This window comes from Klebsiella sp. 64 (assembly GCF_018223915.1).
GTDB lineage: Bacteria > Pseudomonadota > Gammaproteobacteria > Enterobacterales > Enterobacteriaceae > Klebsiella > Klebsiella pneumoniae.
Genome location: NZ_JAGRQZ010000045.1, coordinates 1 through 4,918 on the forward strand (window position 1 = coordinate 1; position 4,918 = coordinate 4,918).

Annotated in this window: 4 protein-coding genes and 1 pseudogene; 2 read left to right on the plus strand and 3 right to left on the minus strand. The window is 45.5% G+C overall.

Annotation, left to right across the window (positions count from 1 at the left end):
- Positions 1 to 89: 89 nt before the first annotated feature.
- Positions 90 to 809, minus strand: coding sequence for a hypothetical protein (locus KHQ23_RS24960; RefSeq protein WP_135698277.1), 720 nt, complete (start codon positions 807 to 809; stop codon positions 90 to 92).
- A gap of 233 nt (positions 810 to 1,042) precedes the next feature.
- Here KHQ23_RS24960 and KHQ23_RS24965 point away from each other — a divergent pair.
- Together KHQ23_RS24965 and KHQ23_RS24970 are read left to right on the plus strand one after the other, a co-directional pair.
- Positions 1,043 to 1,390, plus strand: a pseudogene (locus KHQ23_RS24965) (DUF4158 domain-containing protein); the annotation flags it as partial.
- Positions 1,391 to 1,558: 168 nt separating this feature from the next.
- Entirely contained in the window at positions 1,559 to 2,629 is a 1,071-nt protein-coding gene (locus tag KHQ23_RS24970) for a PD-(D/E)XK nuclease family protein (RefSeq protein ID WP_032435752.1), read from the plus strand.
- A 209-nt stretch (positions 2,630 to 2,838) separates the two neighbouring features.
- On the opposite strand, the gene KHQ23_RS24975 is transcribed toward KHQ23_RS24970, so the two are convergent.
- Entirely contained in the window at positions 2,839 to 3,267 is a 429-nt protein-coding gene (locus KHQ23_RS24975) for a hypothetical protein (protein ID WP_035887132.1), read from the minus strand.
- A 9-nt stretch (positions 3,268 to 3,276) separates the two neighbouring features.
- Positions 3,277 to 3,561 (minus strand): hypothetical protein, encoded by a 285-nt coding sequence (locus KHQ23_RS24980; RefSeq protein WP_064289710.1) that lies wholly within the window; start codon positions 3,559 to 3,561, stop codon positions 3,277 to 3,279.
- Positions 3,562 to 4,918: the final 1,357 nt, after the last annotated feature.

Below are 4,918 nucleotides of genomic sequence, written 5' to 3' on the forward strand. Positions count from 1 at the left end.
ATCAGTAAGTTGGAGTCATTACCGCCGTTGCAGTCCTTCACGTTCATTAAATTACTTATCTCTCTCGCACAAATACACCATCGAATTATTCATTTTCTGAATATGTTTATTGGCTCAATTAAATCGTGAATTGTATCATTACAATTTCTAAGAACTTCTATAGCGTTTAGAGATAAATTCCTAATATCCATAATTTCTTTTAGGATGTGTGAAAATTCATCTAATTTTTTCGAAGTGACAAAGTCACCATTTAAAATTTTTATTAAATCATCTAAATCGACTTTTTCTCGATTATGTTTATAAACTGGAAAACCGAAACTATCATTATAAACCACTCCATGTTTAGACAAAACTGTATTAATAATATATTCAAGTTCAAAGCGTGATAGATAAAGATTATCGACAGATTTTACCACTTTTATAAATTCATTTTTTTTATCAGTACAGAAGTCCCAGCCAAAGAAAACTAACTTTTCACGCGACACGTTCAACTCATAAATCGCATCCCTAACGCAATCCAGTTTTTTGCACATATCATGGAGTGAATTGAATAATCCTTCAGTATTATAATCATCAAATACAGGGCTATTTTCATGATCGGGTAAGTAATGTTGTATACCTGAGGGAGTGAGGATAAAAAAGGCTTGATTGGCATTCATAAGTACTTTGTACTTTAAATTTGTCGCTTCCTCCAGTGCTTTACTTTCAGTCAAAGATTCTCTCCAGTTTCTGGCGTAAAAGACCCCCCAAATGGCTAGTAATGCCATAATAAAGTTAAAAGCAACTGACAGCCAGTCAGTTATCTTCACATCTTTCATCGAATTAGGGTAATGTATAGAAATTTTGAAAATAAAAAATAAAAAACCAATAACCAGAAAAAACACAAGGAACGTATATATTATATTTAATGTTCTCATTTTAAACCTAAAAATTTTAATTCCGATGTCCAACTGATGTTATCAGTACTCACCATATATTGACAAGTGAGAACCGTATTGTTCTACGCTGTATAACGCCACGGGCATTAGTCTGCTCTTCACTCGTAGCCTCCCGCTATGCAGAACGGGACACCACCCTCAGAGAGCATACTGCATTAATTAAGGAATATTACGGATATCATGAACTTGGCGATTTTCCATGGTCTTTCCGCCTTAAGCGCCTGCTGTACACTCGGGCATGGCTCAGTAATGAGCGTCCCGGTTTGATGTTTGATTTTGCCACCGCGTGGCTGCTTCAGAATAAGGTACTGCTGCCCGGAGCAACCACACCTGTACGTCTCGTCAGTGAAATTCGCGAACGGGCAAATCAACGGCTGTGGAAAAAGCTGGCCGCGCTGCCGGACTGCTGGCAGACCGCTCGTGTGACTGAGCTTCTGGACATTCCGGAAGGTTAACGCCAGAATTGAATTTTTCGAAAGGTTTTAGTGCAGGTTGACAGGCAGCTATGAGCGTGAAGCAGACCTTACGCATCCATACTAATGCTAGACAGGATCTCCCCTATGCCATGGCTCTTTTTATTGATATGGTTCGCACTTGGTAAAGCCTCTTAGGAGAAACAGATGGACCTGTCTGCGCAGGAAGAATTACTGATTCGCCTCAAATCACTGTCAATTGCTGAAAAAAGTGAAGCCAATATCTTTTCGCTGGGTGCCCGCGGACACTACGAGAACCCGGTCAGCGATTTACTCGCGTTTTTTATTGATCCGGATGCTCCTCATGGGCTAAATACTTTAGTTCTTGGGGCTCTTTTGGAATGCCTATCGTCCCCTGTTGACCCATCACTTTTATCACCGCCAGCTCGTGAAGTCATGACCCAAGAAGGAACTCGAATCGATTTGCTACTTGAATCAGAAGAATGGGCCATGGCGCTGGAGAATAAAATCTGGCACAAGCAGAATAACCCCTTCACTGATTACAGCAGGTATCTGGAGCAAAAATATCCAGATAAGAAACCGTACCTAGTGGTTTTATCGCCAGAGGGCCATGCCCCTGTCGGTTGGGCTGGAATAAGCTACGGTAAGTTTATTTCTGTTCTGGCACCCAAGCTTGGCATGGTCTGTATTTCTTCCCCAGTCAATAAATGGCAAGTTTTGCTGCGCGAATTCATGTTACATCTGGAGTCACTGATGGGTAAAAATAAGATTGCAGCTGAGGCTGAAACCTTCGTTCTCGAAAATTTGCTAAATATTCAGGAAGCTGTGTTGCTGAAAAATGCGGTGGTGAAGTCACTTCAGGAAGAATGTCTAAGGTTTCTGACAGAACACTTTTCTGATAGGGATTATAAGGTCACCACAGCACTTAATCACTGGGAAGGTTACCCGGCGCTGCGCTTCGGGTTTTCTCATTGGGTGAATGAGTCTGATGTGGTGCTTTTTCTGGACAGAACACCGGGAAGACAGTTTGAAGTACGTACATACATCTGCAATCTGACGACTCCAACATTGCAGCATGAAGCAAGACAGATGCTGATACCAGCACAGCATGACGATTGCTGGACAGAGAAGAGCGAGAGTGTGTTTACCATCGTTTCTCGTCTGTCACGAGCGCATGAAGAAAAATACCTGATGTTCCAAAGAGTAGCAAAAGCGTTGGAGCAGTTGAACGAATTTGAGCGATGTCATGAGAGATAGTGCCGCTCCTTATTTGCTGCGTTGAATTAAATTTGATTATCTCAATAATTATTACGTCTCCAATTTCCGCTCTGAGCGATCAACGGATTGCTAACAGCCTTCTGTGTGAATTATCAGGGAGCAGGTCACATCTACCTTAACAGTTCCAGATTGAAGGCAAAAAACCCGCCAGCGGCGGGGATTTCTTTTTAACAGGTTGCTGAGTGCGACTATGCAGCATGACTCACTTTTGCATTGGCCTGCTTCACAGCAGCCATGTAAGTTGTGTGCAGTGTACCCATTACCGGCGACGTCGTAGCCACCCCATTTTTAATCGGGGCAAGATCAAACCAGTCACTATCGTAGGGAAGCTCAATGCGAACTGCCATATCGAACTTCGTATCATGAGCCAGTCCAGATACAGCGAAACCGGCATCTGTCGTTTTGAGCAAAAACTCAGTCGGATAGATTTTATCGGTTTTCTGGCTCGTCCCATAGACAACCATCACTTCATGGTCTGCATCCGACACCGCGATCACTAATCCGGGGCGGAGCTTTGGTCCGGGTACATCAGGGAATCCTGGTAGGTGTGGAAAGCGACACCATACAAAATCACCTGGCTCAGGCAGTTGCGGAAAAGGTTTAGTGGTAGTTGCCATCTTCTCTCCTTATAAAAGAGTTTTATTAAATCGCTCCTCCGATTTACCGCTTGCCGCTGAGGCTTCACGAATAGCCTGGATTTGAGCAGTGGTGAGTGGGCCATTATCTTTCTCGTAATGCGGCAGATAGGCATCAGCCAGCTTACGAAGAGCTAAGTGGGCCAACTCGGTTTTAGTCATCCCTGTTACCGTCATCAGCGCGTCCAGCGTGATTCCGCTGATGGCGTTCGGCGTATCTTTCTCGCGTAAGCGGAGAACGAAATCGCCGGTTTTTTTAACGACGTGGACTGTCATATTGTTTACCTCGGTTGTTACAGTGATTTACCTCTCTTATTGAAGACGGGCTTATCTATGCCCTAACTTGGCCATTAGATTGATTTTCATATGTTTTCTCCGGTTTATTTGTGTCGTTTCTCAACGTTCTTCGAAATGAAGCAGAATTAATATATCAATCTGATATCAATGCTTCAAGTGAAAAAGATATCAATTTGATATTAATTCAATAACTTTATGAAATATTTGAATTTATACCGAGGTATAAAATTACGAATGGAGGCTAAAATTTAGGGGATTCTATTCTAGTGGAAATACCCCGAGTGGGACCTTGACGCAAGGTGTGACCGCGCGAAACGGGATTGCACCTTACTTCACGGCAGGCGTCGTTGGGTTTACTGCCGGGATGCCAGGAGCGCAGCCAGTGTCCGCTCCAGGCACAGGGTTGTTGTTGCAGCCCTGATAACATTAGACTTCAATCGATTCTGAGATCTCTAAAGCACCATCGACTTCCATGCCTAGATACCCGGCCATAACCCAAACCGTAAGTTTCTGCGCAAATGCTCACGCTGGTCCACCCATACCGTCATAATGGCGTCACTGATGGCAGAATGTGCCTCCGCGGTCCACTGAATGCCGCTTAGCGGCATGGAGGCGCCAGCTGAAGTTGAATAGAGTACCGCGGGTAAATGGCGCCGTTACCCGGCGCAGCCGGCTGCTGTTTTGACAGGTTCTGCCAATCCCTTCCCCCGCCCTGATAAGCCATACCCGCTTAAAACATCACAGACGCCTCTGTACGCGGTCGGAGTGGTCACGACAAGGCGACAGCCGCAGTCGGGGCGTATCTCCGCGTTAGCGGGCCGGAGGGCCGCTTACGAGCGTGTACCAGACAACTGACCGCAGCTCCACCCACAGCGATGAAGAAGAGTAGTTACAACACCCATCATTAAAAGCGATGGTGTTCCCCGGCCTTCGGCCGGGGGCGGCGGCGCTTTTCAGTGGTGGGGAGGGGCACCTGGCCGGCAAACCGGCGCCGGTTTTTATGATGAATAACGTTATGAATGCTGTAACTAATTTGGTTCTCCGGTCGGGGCCCGTCGCGAAGCGATGGGAGCTCTTTCTGGTGTTGCCGAACCGGCGCGACCGTCAGGTCGCTGCAAGGGCGGGCATTCTCTGCAGCCTGTCCACAGGGCAGGCGATGAACAGGTTATGTGTTTACAGGATTTATTAAAGGATCTTTAAAAGAGGTACAGAGCTGGTGTTTAAAAGGAACCACGCGCCCTGAAAGCCCGACGGCATGTGCTTTGTGCGGGCACTGTTGCAAATAGTCGGTGGTGATAAACTTATCATCCCCTTTTGCTGATGGAGCTGCACATGA